The 23,123-nt window shown below is 37.6% G+C and carries 19 protein-coding genes, 1 tRNA gene and 2 pseudogenes; 10 read left to right on the top strand and 12 right to left on the bottom strand.

Annotated features, from left to right (window positions below; translation table 11 throughout):
- Positions 1-266: 266 nt before the first annotated feature.
- From PHO71_RS12780 to plsY, 8 genes are all read left to right on the top strand, one after another.
- Positions 267-668, top strand: coding sequence for a hypothetical protein (locus PHO71_RS12780; protein ID WP_300203815.1), 402 nt, complete (start codon positions 267-269; stop codon positions 666-668).
- A gap of 30 nt (positions 669-698) precedes the next feature.
- On the top strand, positions 699-1,001 hold the full coding sequence (locus PHO71_RS12775) for a PAAR domain-containing protein (RefSeq protein ID WP_300203813.1): 303 nt from the start codon (positions 699-701) through the stop codon (positions 999-1,001).
- A gap of 1,185 nt (positions 1,002-2,186) precedes the next feature.
- A complete protein-coding gene (locus PHO71_RS12770) occupies positions 2,187-2,804 on the top strand; it encodes a class I SAM-dependent methyltransferase (protein ID WP_300203811.1) in 618 nt (205 codons plus the stop codon).
- A gap of 239 nt (positions 2,805-3,043) precedes the next feature.
- Complete coding sequence (locus PHO71_RS12765; protein ID WP_300203809.1) at positions 3,044-5,311, top strand: outer membrane beta-barrel family protein; 2,268 nt, start codon at positions 3,044-3,046, stop codon at positions 5,309-5,311.
- Positions 5,312-5,811: 500 nt separating this feature from the next.
- The gene (locus PHO71_RS12760; protein WP_300203807.1) at positions 5,812-7,629 is read left to right on the top strand and encodes a DegV family protein; all 1,818 of its coding nucleotides are present in this window, start codon (positions 5,812-5,814) and stop codon (positions 7,627-7,629) included.
- Between the two features lie 11 nt (positions 7,630-7,640).
- Complete coding sequence (locus PHO71_RS12755; protein WP_300203805.1) at positions 7,641-8,417, top strand: DUF1295 domain-containing protein; 777 nt, start codon at positions 7,641-7,643, stop codon at positions 8,415-8,417.
- A 6-nt stretch (positions 8,418-8,423) separates the two neighbouring features.
- A complete protein-coding gene (locus tag PHO71_RS12750; protein ID WP_300203803.1) occupies positions 8,424-9,146 on the top strand; it encodes a peroxiredoxin in 723 nt (240 codons plus the stop codon).
- Positions 9,143-9,763 carry a glycerol-3-phosphate 1-O-acyltransferase PlsY gene (gene plsY, locus PHO71_RS12745; RefSeq protein WP_300203801.1) on the top strand — a complete coding sequence of 207 codons (621 nt, stop codon included), beginning with the start codon at positions 9,143-9,145 and terminating at the stop codon, positions 9,761-9,763. Before PHO71_RS12750 ends, plsY begins: the two co-directional genes overlap by 4 nt.
- Positions 9,764-10,409: 646 nt before the next feature.
- Here the strand turns inward: plsY and PHO71_RS12740 are convergent.
- The 12 genes and pseudogenes from PHO71_RS12740 to sppA all read right to left on the bottom strand — a co-directional run bounded on the left by PHO71_RS12740 (position 10,410) and on the right by sppA (position 18,504).
- Positions 10,410-11,420, bottom strand: coding sequence for a virulence RhuM family protein (locus PHO71_RS12740; RefSeq protein ID WP_300203799.1), 1,011 nt, complete (start codon positions 11,418-11,420; stop codon positions 10,410-10,412).
- Entirely contained in the window at positions 11,420-11,593 is a 174-nt protein-coding gene (locus PHO71_RS12735) for a hypothetical protein (RefSeq protein ID WP_300203797.1), read from the bottom strand. The genes PHO71_RS12740 and PHO71_RS12735 overlap by 1 nt, the downstream gene beginning before the upstream one ends.
- 12 nt (positions 11,594-11,605) lie before the next feature.
- The gene (locus PHO71_RS12730) at positions 11,606-11,965 is read right to left on the bottom strand and encodes a hypothetical protein (protein WP_300203795.1); all 360 of its coding nucleotides are present in this window, start codon (positions 11,963-11,965) and stop codon (positions 11,606-11,608) included.
- A gap of 493 nt (positions 11,966-12,458) precedes the next feature.
- A complete protein-coding gene (locus tag PHO71_RS12725; protein ID WP_300203793.1) occupies positions 12,459-12,659 on the bottom strand; it encodes a helix-turn-helix domain-containing protein in 201 nt (66 codons plus the stop codon).
- Between the two features lie 125 nt (positions 12,660-12,784).
- Complete coding sequence (locus PHO71_RS12720; protein WP_300203791.1) at positions 12,785-13,084, bottom strand: hypothetical protein; 300 nt, start codon at positions 13,082-13,084, stop codon at positions 12,785-12,787.
- A 24-nt stretch (positions 13,085-13,108) separates the two neighbouring features.
- A pseudogene (locus tag PHO71_RS26215) lies at positions 13,109-13,165 on the bottom strand (hypothetical protein); the annotation flags it as partial.
- A 17-nt stretch (positions 13,166-13,182) separates the two neighbouring features.
- Positions 13,183-13,425 (bottom strand): annotated as a pseudogene (locus tag PHO71_RS12715) (Arm DNA-binding domain-containing protein); the annotation flags it as partial.
- 122 nt (positions 13,426-13,547) lie between these two features.
- A tRNA-Phe gene (locus tag PHO71_RS12710) sits at positions 13,548-13,620 on the bottom strand.
- Between the two features lie 140 nt (positions 13,621-13,760).
- A complete protein-coding gene (gene thiL, locus PHO71_RS12705) occupies positions 13,761-14,795 on the bottom strand; it encodes a thiamine-phosphate kinase (RefSeq protein WP_300203789.1) in 1,035 nt (344 codons plus the stop codon).
- A 17-nt stretch (positions 14,796-14,812) separates the two neighbouring features.
- The gene (locus tag PHO71_RS12700; protein ID WP_300203787.1) at positions 14,813-15,622 is read right to left on the bottom strand and encodes a purine-nucleoside phosphorylase; all 810 of its coding nucleotides are present in this window, start codon (positions 15,620-15,622) and stop codon (positions 14,813-14,815) included.
- Positions 15,585-16,712, bottom strand: coding sequence for a tetraacyldisaccharide 4'-kinase (gene lpxK / locus PHO71_RS12695; RefSeq protein WP_300203786.1), 1,128 nt, complete (start codon positions 16,710-16,712; stop codon positions 15,585-15,587). The genes PHO71_RS12700 and lpxK overlap by 38 nt, the downstream gene beginning before the upstream one ends.
- A 13-nt stretch (positions 16,713-16,725) precedes the next feature.
- The gene (gene sppA / locus PHO71_RS12690; protein ID WP_300203785.1) at positions 16,726-18,504 is read right to left on the bottom strand and encodes a signal peptide peptidase SppA; all 1,779 of its coding nucleotides are present in this window, start codon (positions 18,502-18,504) and stop codon (positions 16,726-16,728) included.
- A 177-nt stretch (positions 18,505-18,681) separates the two neighbouring features.
- Here sppA and PHO71_RS12685 point away from each other — a divergent pair, with 177 nt between their 5' ends.
- Together PHO71_RS12685 and PHO71_RS12680 are read left to right on the top strand one after the other, a co-directional pair.
- Positions 18,682-19,947: a histidine-type phosphatase gene (locus tag PHO71_RS12685; RefSeq protein ID WP_300203783.1), complete on the top strand. Its 1,266-nt coding sequence runs from the start codon at positions 18,682-18,684 to the stop codon at positions 19,945-19,947.
- 58 nt (positions 19,948-20,005) lie between these two features.
- Entirely contained in the window at positions 20,006-22,198 is a 2,193-nt protein-coding gene (locus tag PHO71_RS12680; RefSeq protein ID WP_300203781.1) for a GH92 family glycosyl hydrolase, read from the top strand.
- Positions 22,199-23,123: the final 925 nt, after the last annotated feature.

Genomic DNA, 23,123 nt, shown 5'->3' with positions numbered 1-23,123 from the left:
AAATGCTATTGATTTGTTTTTGTGCATTAATGATTTCTAGGTTTCATTACGATTGCTTGTATATTCTTGCATCCGAATCTGGGTATTCGGATTTATGATATGGCAAAAGTGATATGATAAGCCCGAGATCAAAAAAAATTATTTGATATTTTAAAAAATATTCCTATTTTTGTATCAGTACAACAGAATTGTGTGTTTGGTTACTGTGATTTAAATTTATGTTGTATTTTAAATAGTTTTTATTCATACATTTAAAATTAATCAGCATGGGCAAAAATGGCGTATTAGGTGCCGGAGGGAAGTTTGTTATTGAATATGACGAAGAAAAAAAGGTAGTAACAATAAGTACTCCGGGAAATAATTTAATTGAAATCAGCGACGACGCAAAGAGCATCACGCTGAAAGACCAGCACAGAAATGAAATTGTGATGAACGATAATGGCATAAAGCTGACTTCGGCTAAAGACATAGTGCTAAAGGCGCAGGGGGATATCTCTATTGAGGCACCGGGTAAGCTCAAAGTAAAAGCCATGCATGATGTGGCGATAGAGGGGATGAACATCAATGTCAAAGCTCAGGAGTGTGCTAAAGTCACGGGTACTGCCTTGGCAGAGCTCTCGGCTTCAGGCCAGACTACAGTCAAGGGTGGAATGGTGATGATTAATTAACAAAAATATCAACTTTTAAAAAACAATATTATGCCTCCAGCAGCAAGATTAACAGATATGCACACGTGCCCTATGCAGACTCCTGCATGGCCTTCTCCAATCCCACACGTAGGTGGTCCGATAATAGGTCCGGGAGCACCAACGGTAATGATCGGTAAAATGCCGGCAGCAGTGATGGGTGATAATTGTGTTTGTGTGGGACCGCCGGACACTATTATAAAAGGTTCCTCCACAGTAATGATCTGCGGAAAGCCTGCGGCAAGAATGGGGGATACCACTGCACATGGTGGTACAATTGCCGGTGGATGTTTCACGGTACAAATTGGAGGCTAAAAACTTTGGTTGTAAATGATCACCACCATACTTTAAAATTGGTAGGTGATCATTTTCTGTTTGTCTAGGTATTCTGAATCGTTCCTGATTTTTTTCATATCTCAATACTTCAGTAATTGTGTTCTTCTGTTCAAGGCTAAAATAGCAGAGATATATTAATTAACTACAAGATTAAAATCAACTTGTAGTTTACATAGAAGCATCTAAAAAACATAAGGAACTTTGTAGTAAAACTTCTCAATGTTTATTTTCGATTATTAGGAAGTTTTTTTTAATCTTTCCAATGATTTTCTTTCATTTTGAAATGACAAAATGACAAAAATGTCATATGGAGTTTTTTTGAGTGCATTCAATTGTACTTATTTTGTAATTGACTGTTTGTCAATGTGATATGTTTTGTTATTACCTTTGCTAAGGGATTTGTAGGAAGTGCTAATTACGTGGGATTTAAAAGATGTTGTAATACATAATATTGGACTAGTATATGGCGTAAATTGCATTTTATGTACGTATTGTTTATTGAAACTGTATAATGGCTTATTTGAATTATATTTTATGGTGAGATTAGAATACTCTTTTAAAATTAGTAATTATATGATATGATATTGAGACATATTTATGATAAATGTTAAAAATATTCCTATTATGTTTTCTTGCTTTTATCTTTTAAGTTACTTTTAAAAGTACTATATGGCATTTTTGTCATTTTGTCATTTTGAGAAAGAGCGGAAATGCAATTGATTATCTCATAATTAAAATCGTAACTGTCAAATAATCAATTGATAGTACTAATGCTAAGATTTTGGTCTATTGTTTCTATATACGATAATTCCGCGTAATTTATGTTTTTGAATATCATTTTGAATATTGCTTTTTAGTTGTTGTTTAATAATATAAATGTATCTATATTTAAATATTTATATTTGGAAGAATTAATTACAATATTTATAATGCTAATATAATGACTCTATGGTTGGGTATGCAGGTAATAACAGATTAGAGTATCTGTTATTAGAATAAGTCTTGACTTCAATCAATACTTTTCTTCTTTCTTTTACTTAGCTTTGTCTTCTGGTTCGAAAAAACGAGCATTAGCCATATCAAGACGTAGAAATGCAAATTAATACTGATTTGTCTTTGAGTTGTTTTGAGTGGGAGGATAAATATAGATAATTCAAAATCAGGATGAAGAATAAAAAATTACTTGGTAGATTTCTGCAGAATTTTCAAAATCCGAAAGGCTTCTGCGGCAAGATTATACTTTGGGGAATGAATAAAGGACATTCATCGCTTTCTCATTGGGGAATGTCGCATATTACATGGATACAGGATTGGAATGTACTTGATGTAGGTTGTGGCGGTGGTGCTAATCTTGCTCAGATATTAAAACATTGTCCGCAAGGTAAAGTATATGGCATAGACATATCACAAGTAAGTGTAGATTTTGCACGTAAGAGAAATAAAGAGTTGTTATCCACGCGCTGTTTTGTTGAACAAGGTACGGTGAATGAACTTCCGTATACAAACAATAAGTTTGATGTGGTCACTGCCTTCGAAACCGTTTACTTTTGGGATCATTTGCCTCTTGCATTTACTGAAGTGGCGCGTGTTTTAAGAGGGAAAGGCTATTTTCTTATTTGTTGCGAGATGAATGATCCATATGAAAAAACATGGCCTAACCGCATTGAAGGAATGAAAATCTACTCCGGTGATGATTTAAAATTAATTCTTTCCGAATCTGGTTTCATATCTGTTACATTATATAGAAGGAAGAATGCGTTGTGTATCGTAGCACAAAAATGAGATTAAAGGAAAGTTATCTATAACGTTTGAAACTATTAGTTAAACACTAAGAAAAAATACTCACTCAAAGAAAAGTATTGAATTGTTTCAATGCTTTTTCCTTTTACTTTTCATTAATTTGTATTCATATTAATATAAAAACACTTTTCCATTTCCGTGATATCCAATTAGAGTAAGATGAGCTATTGAGTAAAAAAGAGATTCATTGGTATAAATAGATATATGGCGATAAAATCAAGATGAGAATTAAAACAGGTATACTATTATTGTTCTGTGCCATATCAATACAAGCACAGAACATAACCGGAAAGATAATAGACCGGGAACAACAGCCAATCGATGGAGCTACTGTTATTTTGCAAACAATGGATTCTACTTATATAAGTGCATCTATCTCAAATGCTGACGGAACGTTTATTCTACACAATCAACTGGAGGTATATCGGCTGATCGTGCAACATCTGTTGTACCAAACGAAGCAAATAACAGCAAGAAATAAAGATGCAGGTATTATTCAACTTGAATCTAAAGATTATGCTTTGGCTGAAGTTCTTGTGAAAGCTGAACGTCCCTTTGTGAAGGTTGAAAATGGGCGTTTGGGATATAATCTGTCCGTACTTGCCACAGATAAAGTAGTGAATAATACTTATGAAGCATTGACTAAACTTCCCGGAGTCAGCGAGAATAGAGGAGCATTAACTTTAGCCGGAGCTAACAAACTGACTGTATTGTTAAACGGCAAGCCGACAACAATGGATGAGGCGCAACTTGAAACGCTATTGCGTAACACTCCAATCAGTCGGGTAGAAAAAGTGGAAGTAATGTATAGTGCACCTCCTGAATATCATATAAGAGGTGCAGCCATTAATGTTATCTTGAAGCGTTCCAATGATTATTCTTTTCAGGGAGAAGTAACTGCCAATTATAAAAACCAATACTTTAATAGTGGTGATATGAATGGGAATTTTCGTTTGTCTACTCCTAAAATGGCTTTTGATGTAATGTATGAGGTCAATGATACTAAGAACATGGAGTATATAGATCTTTATTCCAAACATACTTTAAAAGGACAAGTGTATGACATTCAACAGAATGAACAATTACGCAGTAAATATTGGAATCATAATCTCAGAACTGCATTTGAATATAATTTTAATGAAAAAAATAATATAAATATAGCATATACGGGAAGTTATACTCCTGATCAATATAATAATAGTCGTACAACGGGTAACTTCCAAACCGGGAATGTGGATAAATACATCCGCAATCGTATGCACAACATCACATTGCAGTATCACTCCGGCTACGGTTTAGAAGCGGGAGCCGACTATACACATTATACCTCTGATCATAATCAAAACCTGCATACAGATTTTCAAGATGGTAGTCAGAGCCAATTTTATATGGTTGGCGGACAAAGGATAGACCGATATTCTATCTATGCAGATCAAAAACACTCATTGCCTGAAAAATGGAATTTAGGTTATGGAGCTTCTTTCCGATTTGCAAAGGACCGTGATTCTCAAACCTATGACCAGGTTACGGGAAATATCCAGACTCAAAATACGAATTCCAACTTGAACGAACAGTCTGCCAATTTTTATGTATCATTGAGCAAAGATTATACAACGGGAACTTCTATGTCAGTCTCTGCTACCGGAGAATATTACACGATTGGAAATTATCATAAATGGGCAATTTATCCGCAGGCATCGCTGACTTATTTTAAAACTCCGAAACATACATTTCAACTCACGCTGTCTACGGACAAAACTTATCCGGGCTATTGGGATATGCAATCTTCCGTTAGCTACCTTAATGGATATACAGAGCTATGGGGAACACCGGGATTGAAGCCAATGACCACCTACAACCTGAACGGGAGTTATATATTGAAACAGAAATATATTTTCAGTTTATTTTTCATGCATTCGTCAGATTACTTTATACAAGCAGCCTATCAATCGACCGACCGTCTGGCGTTGATATATAAAAATATGAATTGGGACTATATGCGGTTATGGGGCGCAAACATCATAGTACCTTTTAAGACCGGTAATTGGCTGGATTCTCGTTTGACCTTGGTAGGTATGCAAATGCAACAACGTTGTGATGATTTTTATGATATTCCCTTTAATCGAAAAAAATGGATATTCAATGCTTCTTTAGACAATACCTTTAAAGTAAATAAAAACTTAGCTTTTGAGTTAATAGGGGATGTACAAACTCCGGCTATACAAGGTACATTTGACATTGAATCAATTTTTAATCTTACTGCAGGAGTAAAATGGAGTTTTGCGAAAGATAAGATGAGTCTGTCAGCCCGTTGCAATGATATATTTAATATTGGAATGCCTAAAATAAAGGTTCGTTTCAAAGGACAGCATTTGGATATGAACAGTGCTTTCTATTCACGCACCTTTACTCTACATTTCAGCTACCGTTTCGGCGGGTATAAGAAAAGAGACATAAAGAAGGTGGATACATCAAGATTTGGGCATTGATTAAAGTCCTATGAATTACAGTCCATTTTATGGGTAAACGAAAGAAAGGTTGCTATGTTGATATTTAAAACTTTATAGTTTTTGCATTAAGCATATCCTATGATTTAAACCACTCATTCTCTATGCACTCTGACGGTAGTTTACTCATGGAGAATGCTGAAAACAAAGATAAGACTTTTCCTTATATTGGTAAAATTGAAAACCGTTTTGATTTTCTATCTCCCAATGATGGAACAGTTATTCAAGTGGCGTTTTATTTTTTCTGTGTAATCCTCTCTGTTTTGTCCAGTTTTTTAAAGAGTCAGCTTTGTAACCTCGGGCATGTGTTTCTGTTTTCTTGCTAATGTCAGGGAGTATTTGTCGTAATGTTTGCTTTTCTCATATGTAATTACACTACCTTTCCATGTATGATGAAGTTATTTGGACTTGTTCAGTGAACCTTAAAACTGTTTGAGTTGTTTATTATTAATAGGCAAGATTAATTTTAAATAATTAAAGAAATGGCTAAATACATAGAGCGAATGAATAATTACAACACAGTAGTGGATGGAAAAATTCTTTACTATTCGTTTCTTGCCGGTGCAAATCAACTACTTCAACATCAGGTAGAGATAAATAGGATAAATGTTTTCCCTGTAAATGATAAAGATACTGGAACAAATTTAGCCGCTACAGTTCGATCTGTATTGGATAACATCAAACCGCATAAATCGTACAAAACTACAGTAAATGATATTGCTGAAGCGGCATTAGTTGGAGCCAGGGGTAATTCGGGCGTTATTTTTGCTCAGTTTTTGTATGGGCTGAGTTGTGAAACAAAAAACAAAGCCCGAATAAATATCACCGAATTTGCAGAAAGCGTTTACCGTTCAATTCCTTATATTTATGCGGCTATTTCAAACCCTGTGGAAGGCACTATGCTGACGGTGATTAAAGAGTGGTCCGAATTTCTTAATACTAAGAAGGAAAATATTCATGATTTTAAAAATGTGATCATAGATTCTTTTTACGTGTTGGAAAAATCTTTATCCGAAACTACGTTCAAACTAAAGGCGTTAAACAAATCGGGCTTTGTCGATGCAGGAGCAAAAGGTTTTGTACTCTTTATGAAAGGGATCATTGATTTTATCCGAATCGGAGATATTCGCCATTTGACTGTTGGCTTCCAAACAAACATTTCTCTTATTCAGCCCGAGCATATTATCGATCATGAAATAACTTATCGCTACTGTACGGAAGCTATCATTAAAAACTTGGGTGTTGGTTCTGCTGAGATTCAAAAATTATTAAGTAAAAATGGCGATTCTGTTGTGGTAGCCGGTTCCGAAACAATTTGTCGGATTCATGTTCATACCAATCGGCCTGCAGAACTTTTTCAGGAATTGAAAGCGTGTGGTACTATTACTTTTCAGAAAGTCGATGACATGGTTCGACAACAGGAAACAGCCACCAAACGTAAATGGAATATTGCATTAGTGACTGATTCTTCTTGTGATCTAGCGCAGGAATTGATTGATTATTATCAAATAAACGTTGTTCCGCTTAATTTGAATTTCGGTGACAATCATTTTTTAGATAAAGTAACGATTAAACCCGATCGGTTTTACGATATGCTTGAATCGCAAACCGAATTTCCTAAAACGTCTCAGATAAATGAACAGACCTTTACTAATTTGTACTCACATCTGGCTTCGCATTACGATGCCATTATTGCAATACACCTGACCAGTCAATTCAGCGGAACTTTTGGCAATAGTGTAAAAGCCGGAAAGCGTATTTCGAAAGAGTTTAATAAACCGATCTATGTAATTGATTCTAAAAATTTATCCGGAGGATTGGGGTTACTTGTGCTGAAAGTTGCAAAAAACATTGAATCCGGAAAGACGGCTGATTCTATTGTAAAAATGATTACTGATGATATCCTGCAAACAAAGATATTTGTTAGTGTCCGTGACCTGAAGTATATGATTAAAGGAGGACGGGTGTCGAAGCCCAAAGGCTTTATAGCCAGTCTGTTTGGCTTTAATCCGGTTATTTCTATGGATGAATATGGAAAATCACTGTTGTTTGGAAATACGTTCAGCCAGCACTCCAGTTTAAAAAAAATAATGAGCCATATCGAAAAAATTAGCCGGCAGAAAACGGTGTGGAACTATATTGTGTTACATGCACACAATCCGGAAGGTGCTCAAAAAGCAGCAGAAGAGATGGTGCAACTTATCGGTAAAAATGCCGCTTCAATTGTTGATATTTCACCTGTTATTGGGATGCATGCTGGCAATGGGGCTATAGCAATCTCTTTATTATTAACTAATTAATCATACTCGTAATGTTGTCACTATTTTTACAGGCATCGCTTATTATTCTAATTCTTTTTACGCTTTTATGGCTCTTGAGCGTTCAACTGAAAAATGTAAGCATTGTTGATCTTTTTTGGGGAGCTGGCTTTGTGGTGGTAAATACCTTCTATGTATTGATGTCGGGCGATCTTACTGCCCGAAAAATACTAATGCTCGTTTTGGTTACTATTTGGGGAGCGAGGTTGTCTATCTACCTTACTTGGAGAAATAAAGGAAAAGGCGAGGACTTTAGATATCAAGAGTTCAGAAGAAAATATGGCACTGAACGCTATTGGTGGATTAGTTTTTTTCAGACCTTTTTATTGCAGGGGGTATTGACTATGGTGATTTCATTACCTTTACTGGGTGTTAGTATGGGCAATCAATCCGATTCTCTCCATGTGCTCGATTACTTTGGTATTTTGGTCTGGCTTGTGGGTTTTACTTTTGAGGCCGGGGGCGATTATCAATTGTCGCGTTTTAAAAATAATCCTCAAAACAAAGGAAAGGTATTGAGTTATGGATTTTGGAAATATACCCGACACCCCAACTATTTTGGTGATTCGGCTGTGTGGTGGGCTTACGGTATATTCAGTATAGCTGCCGGAAGTTATTGGCAGGTGCTAGGCTCTGTCATAATGACTTTACTTATTATCAAAGTTTCGGGTGTGGCTTTGCTCGAAAAGACATTGAATAATACAAAACCGCAGTATTATGAATATGTAAAAAAAACAAATTCTTTTTTTCCCTGGTTTCCTAAAAAATAAATGTTCATGGAACTAAATAAAAATCTTTGGTTTGTCTTATTTATAGCTTGGGGGTTGCCGCTGGGATATTACAGAAGTAAATTCCGCAAACTGGTATACCAAACCGATAGTTGGACGATTAATATCAAACCTGTATTCTGGCTGGAAATCAAAGGATTATTTGGAAATATCTATCCCGGAAATAAGAAATATATTAAATTCCGAAATTTTTATTTGTTTTATCTTTTAGTATATATCGTTCTTTTTATTATTTATTTTAATACCGACACAATGAAAGTAGTTGAAGGAAGTAAAGTACCAGCATTTGAACTAAAAAATCAGTATGGCGAATTATTCTCATTAGATTCTGTAATAGGAAAGAAGAATTTAGTAATCTATTTCTACCCGAAAGACGATAGTCCCGGTTGTACAAAGGAAGCATGCTCCTTTCGCGATCAGTTCGCTGTGTTTGCCGATGCTGATGCAATGATTATTGGAATTAGTGCTCAATCTGTGGAAAGCCATTTGGCATTTGCTAAAAAGCATCGGTTGAATTATCTTTTGCTAAGTGATACGGATAATAAGGTGCGGAATTTATTTGGTGTACCCAGTAATATATTTGGGTTGATTCCGGGAAGGGTTACTTACATCGTTGATAAAAAGGGAGAAGTAGTTTACATATTTAATTCGCAAATGCAAGCAGAGAAACATGTGGATGAGGCATTACGTATTTTGCAGACAATAAAATGAGTGTTTGGATTGAAATAATATTTGTTTTAGCCAGTTATTTGATTGGTTCAATTCCTGTAGGATATCTATTGATACGCTACTTAACCGGACAAAATATTCTGGAGTTAGGAAGTGGAAATATAGGCTCTACAAACGTAAAGAGGATAGCCGGTAAAAAAATTGCAGCTATTACCCAGTTATTAGATATGACGAAAGGGCTTCTACCGGTAGGTTTATATTTTTATTTAACGTATGATTTAAATTTGACTTATAATCAAAATATAGTATCTGATTTATCCATCTACTATGTTGCGCTTGCCTCTATTTTGGGACATGATTTCAGTATTTTTCTAAAGTTCAAAGGAGGAAAAGGAGTAAACACAACATTGGGAGCTTCCGTTTTACTTGCTCCATTTTCGGTTTTTATCTCGGTGGCGTTTTATTTTATAGTTAAATGGCGTTTTAAATATGTTTCGCTAGGCTCCATCGTTCTGGCAATTACAATGGTTATTAGTGAGTTTATTATTTGTGGAATAACTCCAACATTTTATTATTTGTTGGCTTGTATGGTACTTATTATTGTTTTACACTATAAAAACATCGGTCGCTTATTACGTAATCAGGAGCTTCCGTCCTGACAGTTACCTTGATGCTAAATTGATAATAAATGCAATTTATTTAAGAAGCTGTTTTGATTTTTTACAAACTTCGTTTTTGTTCATAGTTTGTAGATGTCTTCGGTCTTATAGATTCCTTTTATTTGTCAGATTGGAATATATTTTTGTGTTTAAAGGAAGGAAAGATTTTATTAAATTATTCGATTGAGAAATAAGATATTAGATCGGTTACTACTATTGTATGTTTCTCCTATCTATGGAATAAAAACCTAACTTCTTGACACATACACCATTTTTAGCATTAGCACACTCAATACCGATATGACCGAAACCATACTTTTGGCTTACTTTGGTCAGAAATATAAGAAAGTACGTTTCCTATCTGGATGTGTAGTCCGCTTCAATGCCATTTATTCTCAGAAAAGTAAAATCCCTGAATTTCAAAAAAAATCAGGGATTTTACTTGATTTTTAATTTATTGAAAGTGGTGCCACCAAGAATCGAGTGTCGATATTTGGCGGCTGTATATAAGCACTTTATAAATCTAAATCTTGAAAAGTCCCACGAATTTACAATGCAAAAGATTCGTCGTTTTTCACCGAGACTCTCTCACTCGGTTTTCTAATTGCAAAAGTAGTGAAAGTTTTTGAGACTATAAAGAGTTCGGTTATTTCTTCTTTCTCAGTTTCTGGATATCCTGTTCCAGTTCTTTAATACTATCCAAATGCTCCAAATGCTTTTGCACCTCCTTATATTTATCATATTCATCGGTGGCTTTTTGCAGTGCCAGTTTGTGAGAGATAGATCCGGCGTGCTCCAATATGTTTTTATCATTCATCGTAAGCACCTGTTTCAGTTTCTCAATCCAATCCCGCATATACATCGGTTTGTGCTGTATCGCCTGAGTCTCCGCATAAGCAAGAAATTGCTCTACAATCAATTTTAGGAGTCCAATCTCCTCTTCATTCAGATAATTCTTACCGATTTCAACATCCGCTTTGCGCACCTTGTTGGGCAAAGATGTCGATGTCAGCCCCATTTGCGGCAATGAAGCATTTGCCCTATAATAAATCAGCTCTGCTGCAGTTTTCCCACTGACCGCCCATAGTAGTTTATTCTGTACCTCTTTGTAAAAGGCAAGAGTCATTTCGTCGGACGGATCGTAATCAATACTTGTAGCGTAAATATCTTTGATCTGCTGATAGAAAACCCGTTCCGATAGACGAATCTCCCGTATCCTATCTAACAGCTCTCGGAAGTAGTTCATGGACGAGCCGCTCTTGAATCGTTCATCGTTCAGGGCAAAACCTTTAATGATGTAATCCCGTAAACGTTGAGTTGCCCAAATACGAAACTGCGTACCTTGCACAGATTTTACCCGGTAACCAACAGAGATGATAACATCCAGATTATAATAATTAACCTCATGGCTCTGAGTCTTATCTTCAATCGCGCCATGTTGAGTGGTTGTTCGGAATTTCCGAACAACCATATTTTCATTCAGTTCTCCTTCCTCAAAGATGTTTTTGATATGCTCACTTATAGTAGATTTAGCTTTTCCAAACAGAGAGCTAATCTGCATTTGCGTCAGCCAAACCGTCTCTTCAGAGAATAGTACATCAACTTTTACACTACCATCTTGAGACTTATATATGATTATTTCGTTCTTACTTTCCATTACGTATCATCTTTATACCAATCAATTAATTCTTGTATTTCAGGAGGTATGCCATCCTCCCATTCATCGCTTACCTCTTGATTATCCAATTCTAACCGTTCGTAATAATCCTGCCTTTTCTCCCAGTCACGAAGTTCTTGGCTCCACGAGTAATCTTCTTCTTGCTCGCTCATACTCAATCAGGTTTATTCCTCTCCTTTGTGCTTATCTATTTGGTGAATAGACTTCGCATTGAGCGAAGTCACGACCTTTTGTCCGGTCTTTTGCTCTAAATCCAAGCGGGCATTCCGTGCCACTTCACCACCTTGTTGGGCAACAACAGCATGTTCATCCATTGTCTGCGGATTGACAGCCTCCGAAATGTCTTGCAGAAACTCATTAAAGATATTGTATAGTGTAACGTAATAAATAAACTCAGGACTATTTTCTTTATAAACCTCTGTTATATTTCGTATAACTTCTTCAGTAACATCTTGCATCTTTGCTTTGTCATTCCACAATTCATTGAAAATCTTAAGGTAGTTTTCGCTAATAGGTGCAGGCATCCTATTGACCGGATTACACAACTCATTGCCTTTTCACACCCAAGATTAGTGGTCGTAAAGCTATTTAGTGGTTGATACACGAATTTATTCTCGGCATCAATATGGAGAAAATTAGGGATAGTGCTTGTAGTAGTGTTTGATTTAAACCGTACTTTAGATTTTATCCATTCAGCGCATTCTTTTGCAATCGCTCTTTGTGATAATTCATTCCGCAGCTTAACCTCAAACTCGGTTCCATATAGACTCCTTTCTCTTCCAAGTCGTGGAATGTAAAATTCCCGTTTCTCCTTAGCAGACTTTTCTGAAATAAATGTTGGGGAGGTGAAAATAAACCGCAATTCTGAAATATTTTGCAATTTCTTTTTTAATGCCTCGAAAGCAAATATTGAGAAATACGACGCAGCAATGGAAATACGACTATCTTTGGTAATCGTGGATTCCATATCACTTTTCACCGTATAGGTAATGTTGTCTATAAACTTCATCTATTATTCTACTTGCTCTTATTAATCAATTCCCGTCTATCAACATCCAACAATTCAGCAATCTTGGTCAATGTGTTTAAATCCGGCTGTGAGGCATTTGAACACCACTTTGACACGGTAGATGGGTCTTTGCCTAATTGCTCTGCTAACCATTTTCCTGTTTTCTTCTTTTCGACAAGAACTACTTTTATCCGATTAATATCTTCCATTATTCTCAATTGTTATTGTGTCTAACACAAAGGTATTGAAATTTTTCTTTCCTTGTATCAAATTACTAAACAATTATTTAGATAACCCAATATGTATAGGGTATGCAAACTGTTTGCATTCTTTTTTATAACCTCCGCCCTTTCTTCTTTTTTCGTTGCATCAATTGTCTGAATTCAGCTTCTTCAGCGGTTTCGGAAATACTTGGCTCAAATGGCAGATCGAACAGTCCTCCAATCACTGATGCTATTCCGGAATTTTCAGAACTTTGTTGATAAGCGGGATTCTGTTGTTGTGGCTGTGGTTCTTGCTGGGATGAAGTCACATTATACTCGCTGTCAGGTGGAGTTTTTGAGAACGATAGGATTTGTTTATCCTCCGATAGTGAAGCGTATGCCGAAAACTGCCTACCAGCTTTCGATGTCATATTTTCGATCCAGACCGACTCTCCGTTTTGTATTCGGCTCCATTGATCTTCAGAAAGTTTAACTCCGTTAATGATTGGCACTTTCTTTTGGAGTGGTGGATTTTTTTTGCTTCTTCCGCTCTAAATACGACAAGGTTTTGAATAAGTATGTTTATGTACTCTTTATTAGGACAATTCGTTTTAGGTAGGTTCTTTTCAAAGTTCCAATGTTCCGCTTTTACGGATACTCCTAAACTGGCATACTTCTTTTTTCCGTCTTTACACACGCGAATCATCAGCGGATGTTCGCCATTACTAAGAGTTTTTGATTTGTAACACAAGACATTAACCGTTGCTGTCATACTGATTTCCGGTTTAACTCTTGGTTTAACTTTGGCAGTAAAAAGTGGCTAAATTTCGGGAAAAACAGGGGGAATATAAAGAAAAAAGCAGTCACATTTTACTGTAACTGCTTTATTTTCAGTGGTGCCACCAGGAATCGAACCGGGGACACAAGGATTTTCAGTCCTTTGCTCTACCAACTGAGCTATGGCACCTTTCTTGTTTGCGGTTGCAAAGGTAGTGAAACTTTTGGATTCTGCAAGGATTTGGGAGATAAAAAACACTGATAAAAAGTTACTTTGCTTATTATCAGTGTTATATATGAAGAAATATTTTAGTTATTTACTAAGGTCTTTTATTTTTCTTCTTTCAAAGGGTTCCACCCTTGAGCTTTTAGCTCGAACTCTTGTCCATCACGGGTAATTAGTGCGCAACCAAGTTCCGGTTTGGTGATATGCCCGATGAGGCGGACACCTTCCATTTGTGATACCTTCTCATGATCGGCAATAGGAACAGTGAAGAGAAGTTCATAATCTTCGCCACCGTTCATTGCACAAGTCGTCAGGTTCATATTGAACTCTTCCGCCATCACAGCAGTCTGGTAGTCGATAGGAATATGTTCCTCGTACACGCGGCAGCCCGTGTTACTTTGTGTACAGATGTGCATCAATTCTGAAGAAAGACCATCAGAAATATCTATCATAGATGTTGGTGCAATGTTGGCAGCCGCTAACTTCTCAATAATATCTTTACGAGCTTCCGGTTTTAATTGGCGTTCCAAAAGATATTCTTTACCCGTAAAATCAGGTTGGACATCTTTCTCACCTTTTAGAACTGTTTTCTCACGTTCGAGTAATTGCAGTCCCATATAAGCAGCACCCAAGTCACCGCTAACACAAATTAAATCTGTCTCCTTTGCACCGTTCCGATAAACAACTTTCTCTTTATCCGCTTCACCGATACAAGTAATGCTGATGGCAAGTCCCGTAAGAGAGGAACTCGTGTCTCCACCTATTACATCCACATGATATTGCTGACAAGCAAGGCGAATACCAGCGTAAAGTTCTTCCATATCTTCTACGCTGAAACGTTTAGATAGAGCCAGCGATACAGTAATTTGACGAGGCGTACCGTTCATCGCATAAATATCGGAGAAATTTACGACTGCTGCTTTATATCCCAGATGTTTCAGAGGAACATAAGTGAGATCAAAATGCACACCTTCCATTAATAAGTCGGTAGTTATCAGAATTTCCTTTTTCGAAGGATAGGAGAGGACGGCGGCATCGTCGCCCACACCGTATTTACTTGATTCGTTTTCCAGTTTGATACCCTCGGTCAGACGTTTGATTAATCCAAATTCTCCGAGAGTTGCTATTTCTGTTCTCATAAATATCTTTTTGCTTTTTATGCACGGTTGATAAGTTCACGCATGATTGTGGTCATTTTCGGTTGCGCAGCATCAGCCGCTTTTTGAACTTCTTCATGTGTTACTTCTACAATTTTTCCTTCTACTCCCAAGTCGGTAATTACTGAAATACCGAACACCTTAATTCCGCAATGATTGGCAACAATCACTTCGGGGACTGTAGACATACCTACTGCATCAGCACCAAGAATATGGAACAGTTTGTATTCAGACGGAGTTTCAAAAGTAGGACCTTGTGTACCTATGTATACGCCATGCTGTACTTTAATTCCCTTTTCTTTGGCAATCTCGTCCGCTTTACGAATCAATTCTTTATCATAAGCCTCGCTCATATCCGGGAAACGGGGACCATAAGGAATATTCTTGCCACGTAACGGATGTTCGGGGAAGTAATTGATGTGATCAGTAATAATCATTAGATCACCGATTTCAAAAGCAGCATTCGTTCCACCGCTGGCGTTAGAAACAAACAGTGTCTTGATGCCCAATTCACGCATTACACGTACAGGAAAAGTGACCTCCTTCATTGAGTATCCTTCGTAATAATGGAAACGACCTTGCATTGCCATAATATCCTTATTACCTAATTTACCGAAAATCAGCTTACCGCTATGACCTTCGACAGTTGATACCGGAAAGTTAGGAATATCCGAATACTTTATTTCATACTTCTCGGTGATTTCGTTTGCTAAACTCCCAAGTCCGGTTCCCAAAATAATGGCAGTTTCAGGACTTGTGTGCATCTTCTCTTTAAGATAAGCTGCGGTTTCTTGTATTTTCTCTAACATAGTTAATAATATGTTGGTTAAATTTATCTTGTTGATTTTGTAATATTTCAATTTCAATGGGCAAGGCATAGATGAATGGTTTCAGTTCCTCGTTCACTGCCAGATGATGGAGCAGCCGGGTCGCGTCTTTTTCTGTGGTAATAATGATCCGTTGCTCACCATTAAGATTTTTAAATCGTTCCTTGACAAGTTGTATATCCCGGTGACTGAAATCATGATGATCGCCAAATGAGAGCAGATCAATTTTTTGCGTATACTCCTTTAATCTTTCGAGAATTGGGTTGGGGGAGGCAATGCCCGTTACCAGTAATATGTTTGCATCAGCCAGCGAAGACAAAGGCCTTTCTTTGTTTCCTGAATCTTCTGTTTTAGGATTGGAATCATTCTGAGAGAATATAGGTTGTAAATTCCCATAACGGAATGATGAAAAGAACAACTGCTGATACGGATATAGATTTAGCCGTTTGGTAATGATGTTATAGTCAATAGGTTTAATATCTTGCGGACATTTAGTGACGATGACAATTTGAGCGCGGTTCTTTCCATTGATCGATTCCCGTAACTGTCCCACGGGAAGTAATATATCATCACAGAAAAGGCGATGATAGTCTGTTAGCAAAATACTTAATCCAGGTTTGACATAACGATGTTGAAAAGCATCGTCAAGCAAAATAACATCTACTGCCGGTTCTTTCAAACAAAGTAAGTTTTCAATGCCGTGACAGCGATTCTCATCAACAGCTAGTGTGACAGAAGGGAATTTAGTATGCATCTGATAAGGTTCGTCACCAATAGTCTTTACGGTACTTTGCGGAGTTGCGAGCACATAACCGCTCGTACGCCGTTTATATCCTCTGCTTAGTACAGCTACCTGGTATTTATCACGAAGCAACTTTATCAAATACTCAGTATGAGGAGTTTTCCCTGTCCCTCCTACGGCCAGATTACCCACGCAAATAACAGGAATATTAAAACTTTTCGACTGGAATATTCCCCAGTCAAACAGTTTATTTCTCATTGCTACCACTGACTTGTAAATCCACGAAACAGGGTAGAGCCATTTATGTATCTTGACAATGTGCTCGCTCATGTTAAAATACGGTTTACTTAATGTTCAACTCAAACGGAATACGTGTCTGAAGCATGGACTTTTCTTTCAAATTCTTCAGCAGACCGAACTGTTGATAATATTCTCCTAACTCACTTTGCAATATTTGCGCTTCCACATAGTTCGTTGTTTTTATATCCAACAAAGAAGACAAGAAATCCATTTTTGCCGGATAAGAAACTGCTGTGTAGCTTTCAATTCCCGCCTTTTGAACAGCAATTTCCAATGCTTCGTCAATGCCTCCGAGAACGTCCACCAATCCTAGCTCTTTAGCAGTTTCACCTGTCCATACACGGCCTTCAGCAATCTTTTCAATAGCCTCTTTTGTCATGTGACGTCCTTCGGCACAGCGGGTAATAAACGTATCATATCCTTGAGTTACCATCATTTGCATCAACGACTTTTCTTCTTCATTAAAAGGACGCATAATATTTCCGAAGTCAGCAAACTTATTTGTTTTTACAACATCGTAAGTCAGTCCGATCTTCTCGGTTAATCCTTTTACATTTGGAACCATACCAAAAATACCGATAGAACCGGTAAGTGTAGTCGGTTCGGCAACGATGGTATCAGCTACGCAAGAAATGTAATAACCACCTGAAGCAGCATAATCACCCATAGAAACAATGACCGGTTTCTTTTCCTTCAATTCCTTTACAGCGTGCCATATTTGTTCGGAAGCAAATGCACTCCCGCCCGGAGAATTAACTCGTAGAACAACAGCTTTTACATCATTGTCTTCTTTTAGTTTACGTAAATCCCGAATAACTTTTGGTCCGACAATACCTTCTTCTGAAGCTGCCGATCCGGATGTGTCGGTGATTTCTCCGGAAGCATAATATACTGCAATAATGTTGCCACTTTTATCTTTCGGTATATTCTTTCCGACATTCATCATTTCGTTTAAACCTAATGTCGGTAGATCGTCATCTTTGTCAATCTGCACTAATTCCTTGAGATAATCGCGTACATCATTCCGATAAATCAATGTATCGGCTAGCCCACATTTTACACTTTCTTCCGCAGGATAGAACATAAGCATACGGTCGGCATACGCGTTCAGGCTATCAACCGGAAGTTGTCGGGAATCCGATACCCCTGTCAGTATCTGCCCCCAGATAGAATTGATAAAAGCGGTTACCTGCTCACGGTTGGCAGGACTCATCTCTGTAGAGATAAACGGTTCTACCGCGGATTTGTAAGTTCCAACTTTGAATATCTGTATCTCTACTCCTATTTTTTGAAGCAAATCTTTGTAGAAAAGGGGAGCGGAAGCAATACCTCGCCATTCAATCATACCTTTCGGGTTGAGCAGTACCTTGTCTGCCACGCTTGATAAGTAGTAAAGTCCTTGTGTATAGTTGTCAGCATAAGCAACGATGAATTTTCCACTTTCTTTGAAGTCGAGTAACGCATTACGGATTTCTTGTAGAGAAGCGTATGAGGTAGCCAGAGAACTGACTTGCAGGTATATCCCTTGAATGTTTTCGTTCTCTTTCGCTTTTTGGATAGAAGAAAGAATATCGTCCAGACCGTATATATTGGTGTCATTATCCAATAATTGAGACAACAGATCGAGAGGATTTTCCTGTATGCGTTCTACAAGAGTACCGTTCAAGTCGAGCATCATCACAGAATTTTGTTTGACTTGAGTTTCAGTTTCAGAGGCGGATATAATGCCGAATAACGTCACCATACCGATTATAAATAGCACAATGCCGGATAGAATAATGCCGGTCACTGTGGCAAGTGTAAATTTTAAGAAATCTTTCATTGTACTTATTGTTTTTGAGGTAACTAGCCTTTAAGCTAACAAAGATAAATAATTGAGTTGATATTTGTCTCATAAGTAGCATGAAATTTTGTTTTGTCACAAAGAAGTGAAGCTATTCCTAGGGGTAAAAGGAACCATTCTCTGAATAAAAAAGTATATTTGCAAATAAAAAATATTATGAAAAGGCTCACATCCGTTATTTTGTTAATTCTGTTTGTCTTGGTGGCGCAAGCACAAACAGCCCGTGAAGAAATTAAAGCCAACCGGCAACTCTCTGCTAACAATTACTACGCCTATCCAACGCCAACCGCCAAACTGAAAGCAGCTCCTAAGGGATACGAACCTTTCTATATTAGTACTTATGCACGTCATGGTTCCCGATATCTTATTGATCCGAATGATTATTTTTTTCCAAAACAGGTGTTATTGCAAGCCGATTCTTTGAATAAACTTACTCCAACAGGAAAGAGTGTGTTGAATATCGTTCTTAAAATGTCTGATATGGCAGACGGAAGACTGGGAGAACTTACTCCGTTGGGGGCACGTCAGCATAGGGGTATTGCAAAGCGAATGTATACTAATTTCCCACAAATATTTGCTGATAGCATAGAGATTGATGCGCGTTCTACAATTGTGATCCGTTGTATCTTATCAATGACTGCGGAATGCCTTCAATTGCAAGCAATGAATCCGAACCTTAAGATTAAAAACGATGCCAGTAATCATGATATGTTTTATATGAATCATAAAGATAAGAATTTGGATAAACTGGTTAAATCCGAAGAAGTCAAGAATGCCATGAAAGATTTTGAAGCAAATCATGTACACCCGTCCCGTTTGATGCATATATTATTTATAGATGACGAATATGTAAAGAGTAACGTAGATACGATACAGTTGATGAGGCGTTTGTTCGATTTGGCTGCGAATATGCAAAGCCACGATACGGATATGGAATTATATTCGTTGTTTACAGATGATGAATGTTATGATTTATGGAGCTGCAATAATGTAAACTGGTTTCTGAATTCCGGTTGCTCCCCTCTGACTCAATGCTTGATGCCTTATCGGGAAGCTGAATTACTACGGAATATTCTGGATACTACCGATGATGCCTTAAAAGATGGAAAACGCAGGGCAACTTTACGTTTTGGGCACGAATCTTGTGTACTTCCTTTAGTGACTTTGTTGGAATTAAACCATTATGGCCGGTCTTATCCGGATCTTGAAAAATTATCCGAGCAATGGAGAGCTTATGAAGTATTTCCGATGGCTTGTAATGTTCAATTTATATTTTTTCATAAAAAAGGTAGTGCAGACATTCTGGTAAAGGTTCTGCTGAACGAGCAAGAAATGCAGTTGCCCTTTAAAAGTGATTTGGTGCCTTATTATCATTGGAAGGATGTTGCCTCTTATTATCGAAACAAATTAGCAAAGTATTAAGTAATTATACAGAATTAGTTGTAGTAATAGTAGTACTTAATTAATAATAATCGTTGCCATGAAAAAAAATGCTTTCTTAATGACCGTTACCTTGGCAGGTTTGTTTTTCTATACCTCTTGTTTTCCGACAGAAGATACGGAAATGAAAGATTATACTCAATATGTGAATACTTTTATAGGGGCTGCTGATAACGGACATACTTTTCCCGGAGCTTGTTACCCTTTCGGAATGATTCAAACCAGCCCCGTGACAGGAGCTGTTGGCTGGAGATACTGTTCAGAATATACTTATCAAGACTCACTCATCTGGGGATTTACCCAAACTCATCTGAATGGAACGGGATGTATGGATCTGGGTGATATTCTGGTTATGCCGGTGACGGGGACTCGTGTTCGTGCCTGGGATGCTTATCGAAGTCATTTCTCAAAAGATAAAGAGACGGCTACTCCCGGATATTATACCGTTGAGCTTTCCGATCCTCAGGTGAAAGCCGAACTGACTGCTTCTGTTCATGCTGCTCTTCATCGTTATACTTATCATAAAGCGGATTCTGCTTCTATACTGATTGACTTACAGCACGGCCCTGCTTGGAATGAGAATCAGTATCATTCACAAGTGAATAGTTGCGAAGTGACTTGGGAAGACGCTCAGACTTTGACCGGGCACGTGGATAATACCGTATGGGTAAATCAGGATTATTACTTCGTGATGAAATTTAATAGTCCGGTGGTCGATTCACTCTATTTACCGATGGCTGAAACGGAAAAAGGGAAACGTATCATCGCTACTTTCGATATGAAACCGGGACAAGAGCTAATGATGAAAGTGGCTCTTTCTACTACCAGTGTGGAAGGAGCAAAGAAGAATCTTGAGGCAGAAATTCCTGCATGGGATTTTGAAGGAGTAAAAACTACTGCTCACGATGAATGGAATAGTTACTTGAGCCGGATTGAAATTGATGGTACAGATGATGAAAAAACAAACTTCTATACTTGTTTTTATCATGCTCTTATTCAACCAAACCAGATTTCTGATGTAGACGGAATGTATCGGAATGCTGCAGATTCTGTAGTCAAAGCGGGTACGGGAGCTTTTTATTCGACTTTCTCTTTATGGGATACTTATCGTGCTGCTCATCCTTTCTATACCTTGATAGTACCTGAGCGTGTCGATGGATTTGTTAATTCGTTGATAGAACAGGGGGAAGTACAAGGTTTCTTGCCTATCTGGGCATTGTGGGGGAAAGAAAATTATTGTATGATTGGCAATCATGCAGTATCTGTTATCGCTGAGGCTTACCGCAAAGGTTTCCGCGGATTTGATGCGGAACGAGCTTTCAATATCGCAAAGAAGACACAAACAGTGTCGCATCCGCTAAAATCGGATTGGGAAAATTATACGAAGTACGGCTATTTCCCGACAGACCTGACGAGGGCAGAATCGGTATCTTCTACATTGGAGTCTGTATATGATGACTATGCAGTAGCAGATATGGCTCGTCGTATGGGGAAAGAAAAAGATGCAGCATACTTTGCGAAGCGTGCCGATTATTATAAAAATTTGTTTGATCCGGTAACGAAGTTTATGCGTCCGCGTAAAGCCGACGGCACATGGAAGTCTCCTTTCAATCCGAGTGATATAGGTCATGCCGAAAGCAGCGGTGGTGACTATACCGAAGGTAATGCCTGGCAGTATACCTGGCACGTCCAGCATGATGTTCCGGGATTGATCGCTCTCTTTGGTGGAGAAGCACCTTTCTTGAATAAACTGGACTCTTTGTTTGCAGTGAAATTGGTAACGACTCAGGCTGATGTGACCGGACTGATCGGACAATATGCACATGGCAATGAGCCTAGTCATCATGTCGCATATTTGTATGCATTGGCGGGACGTTCGGAACGTACACAAGAGTTGATTCGTGAAGTATTTGATACTCAATATCGTAATAAGCCAGATGGACTTTGTGGTAATGATGATTGCGGTCAGATGTCTGCTTGGTATATGTTCAGTGCCATGGGATTCTATCCGGTAAATCCTGTGAGTGGGGAATATGTGTTTGGTGCTCCCCAGTTGCCAAAGATGGTTTTACATTTGGCAGATGGAAAGACTTTTACTGTGATTGCCGAGAACTTATCCAAGGAACATATGTATGTGGATAGCATAATACTGAATGGAGAACCATATACCCAAAAAACTATCTCTCACGAAGATATATTGAAAGGAGGAACTTTGGTCTATAAGATGAAATAGTAGTTCCATGATTTATCTAAAAAGTAACTTCACTCTAGTTAATTGATGAATATAATTGCTATCATGCCCTCACTATCTTTCTAAACGCCCCTTTTTATAGGGATTTCAGCGATGATAGATCCTATGGTAGTAGAGTGAGGGCAAACGTTTGCCCTCACTCTACTGTTTTTTTGCTTCACTATTCTCAAATGATAAAGTGTTCCGTTTTTTGCTATGATCACTTTCTTGTTAAGCTCCATAAGAACATACTGTTAGTACCCAAGGCACAACCTTTTTTTGATAACCATACTATATTTATTTGTTCTTTCCCTATTGTTTATGCAATATTTACTTAGAGTTGTTAAAGGCTCACTGCCGTGAACAAATAAGCTATCATGTGTTAATAGATTTATCTACAGTTGTAAACAAATTAATTCACATATGTGAGCTATTGAAGAAAAGCCTTGATTTACAAAAGAACCACAAAGCATTTGCGTATTCTATAATGAGAGACCACAGAATAAGTACCGTAGCTTTAAAACATAGAACTAGGGCAGCGTTAGTTGAATAAAGTGAGGGCAAACGGTTGCTACCACTCTGCCACCATAGTTGCTCTAATCGTTGTAACTATGATGAACAAAGGGATTGTATCTATTAGTGAGAGCATGAGAGCAAACGATGATATAAAATATAATCACACAGAATCATTTCAAGCTAATTTTCATATGTGCCAACAATGCTAAAAGACTTCTTCCGATTAAAATCATTCGAATAATTGGGTGTAAGCAACCATTAAAGGTACCGTGTTTGCCTCTTATGATATAATTTCTCTGCTTACACGCGCGCATATATTATATTAATGTGTTCTTTTACTTCTATCCTTTCTTTGTTTTTAGATGGCTTATATTGTAACACATCTGTACTCCAGTCCCTTACGATTAATATT

The sequence above is a fragment of the Bacteroides sp. genome (assembly GCF_028690125.1).
In the GTDB taxonomy this organism is placed as follows: Bacteria; Bacteroidota; Bacteroidia; order Bacteroidales; family Bacteroidaceae; genus Bacteroides.
This window is presented reverse-complemented; position numbering and strand designations above follow the sequence as displayed.